Source organism: Actinomycetota bacterium (assembly GCA_018830725.1).
GTDB lineage: Bacteria > Actinomycetota > Humimicrobiia > JAHJRV01 > JAHJRV01 > JAHJRV01.
Genome location: JAHJRV010000140.1, coordinates 1 through 2,291 on the forward strand (window position 1 = coordinate 1; position 2,291 = coordinate 2,291).

Here is a 2,291-nt window from a genome sequence, read left to right on the forward strand (position 1 = left end):
ATCAATTTATTTTATACTTAAATTTTGAGAAAATAATAACAATGGTATATGATTTTTTATTGTAATCATATGCCATTTCTTTTTTAAGGAGGAGTTATGAGTAAGTTAGTTGAGTGTATTCCTAATGTAAGTGAAGGTAGAAGAAAAAATATAATTGAAGCTTTAAGAGACGAGATAATAAGTGTGAAAGGGATTAAACTTCTTGATTATTCCTCAGATATTGACCATAATAGGTCAGTTTTTACATTTGTTGGTTCTCCTGAAAAAGTATTAAAAGCAGCTTATAAATTAGCTTCAAAATCATTGGAATTAATTGATTTAAATAAACATAAAGGGGAGCATCCAAGAATAGGTGCTATTGATGTAATACCGTTTGTTCCCATTAAAGATGTTACGATGAATGAATGTGTATTGTTAGCAATAGGACTTGGGAGAAGGTTGGGAGAAAATTTGAATCTTCCAGTCTATCTGTATGAAGAAGCAGCATCTGCACCTCATAGGAGAAATCTATCTGATATTAGAAGAGGAGAGTTTGAAGAATTAAATGAAAAGATGAAAACTTTAGAGTGGAAACCAGATTTTGGTCCAGAAAAGCCTCATCCTACAGCTGGTGCAACAGTTGTAGGTGCAAGAGTACCACTTATTGCTTTTAATGTAAATCTAAATACAAGAGATGTCAGTATTGCAAAAATGATTGCTAGAGCGATCAGGGAAAAAGACTTTGGTTTTCCTTATGTTAAAGCTTTAGGTCTAAAATTAAAGGATAAAGGTTTAACTCAGGTTTCTATGAATTTAACCAATTACAAAGTGACACCAGTTTATAAAGTCTTTGATAAAATAGTAGAACTTGCTAAAGAAAATGGAGTAGAGATATTAGAAAGTGAATTAATTGGACTTATCCCTATTGATGCTATTTCACAAACAGTATCTCATTATTTGAAATTACCAGATTTTAAATCAGATAGAATATTAGAATATAAAATCTTTAAAGATTGAAAGGTGAGAGGTAATTTGAAAAAAGAGTGTGATCTTTTGATAAGAAATATTGGACAGCTTTTAACTTTGGCTGGAGATACTCCAAAAAGGGGAGAAGAGATGTCCAATTTAGCAATTATTGAAAATGCTGCTATTGCATCAAAAAATGGAGAAATAGTAGCTGTTGGAAGAGAAGATAAGATAATAGAAGAAATTAATCTTTTAAAGGATTCAAAAGAGATAGATGCCAATCACAAAGTTGTAACTCCTGGTCTAATTGATTGTCATACACATTTGGTATTTTCTGGGAGCAGGGAAGATGAGTTTTATCTTCGTATTGAAGGTAAAAATTATTTAAATATTTTAAAAGGTGGAGGTGGAATTCTAAGCACGGTAGATAAAGTGAGGAAAGCAAGTTTTGAAAATTTAATTAAAAATGGGATTAAGGTTTTAAATAACATGCTTTCATTTGGAACAACTACTGTAGAGATTAAAAGTGGATATGGATTATCAATCAAGGACGAAATAAAGATTTTAGAAGTTATAAAAAAACTAAATGAGGAACATCCTATTGAAATAGTATCTACATTTTTAGGCGCTCACGCTTTTCCTGAAGAATACAAAAATAAAGAGGAAGATTATGTCAACTTGATAATTGAGGAAATGTTACCAGTAGTAAAAGAGAAGAATTTAGCAAAATTCTGCGATGTCTTTTGTGGAGAAGGTGTTTTTAATTTAGAACAAACAGAGAGAATTTTAGATGCAGCTAAGAAATTAGGATATAAACTAAAAATACATGCTGATCAATTAGGTTATAATAGTGGAGCTGAATTAGCAGCAAAGATGGGTGCTACTTCTGCATCTCATCTTGAATACATTTCTGATGAAGGAATTAATATGATGAAACAGAAAAATGTCATAGCAGAACTTCTTCCAGGTTCAGTATTTTTTATGGGAAAAACTAATTATGCCCCTGCTAAGAAGATGATTAATAATTATATTCCACTAACTTTAGCAACAAATTATAATCCTGGTACATGTGCAATAAAATCATTGTCAATAATAATGACTTTGGCATGTATCTATATGAGGATGAGAGCTGAAGAGGTTATTACAGCTACAACAATAAATGCAGCTTGTGCTCTTGATTTACAATATGATGTCGGAAGTATTGAGGTAGGTAAAAAATCAGATATAGTTATATGGGATGTCAATAATTACAAGCAGATACCATATTTTCTGGGACTTAATTTAGTAGAAAAAGTTATTAAGAATGGAACCATAGTATTTCAGAAAAATAAAAGAGGATTTTGATA

General features: G+C 30.7%; 2 protein-coding genes. Both read left to right on the forward strand.

Going from position 1 to position 2,291, the window contains the following annotated elements; genetic code table 11:
- The first annotated feature begins 96 nt into the window (after positions 1–96).
- Positions 97–996 carry a glutamate formimidoyltransferase gene (gene ftcD / locus KKC53_06435; GenBank protein ID MBU2598783.1) on the forward strand — a complete coding sequence of 300 codons (900 nt, stop codon included), beginning with the start codon at positions 97–99 and terminating at the stop codon, positions 994–996.
- A gap of 99 nt (positions 997–1,095) precedes the next feature.
- A complete protein-coding gene (gene hutI / locus KKC53_06440) occupies positions 1,096–2,289 on the forward strand; it encodes an imidazolonepropionase (GenBank protein ID MBU2598784.1) in 1,194 nt (397 codons plus the stop codon).
- Positions 2,290–2,291 lie beyond the last annotated feature (2 nt).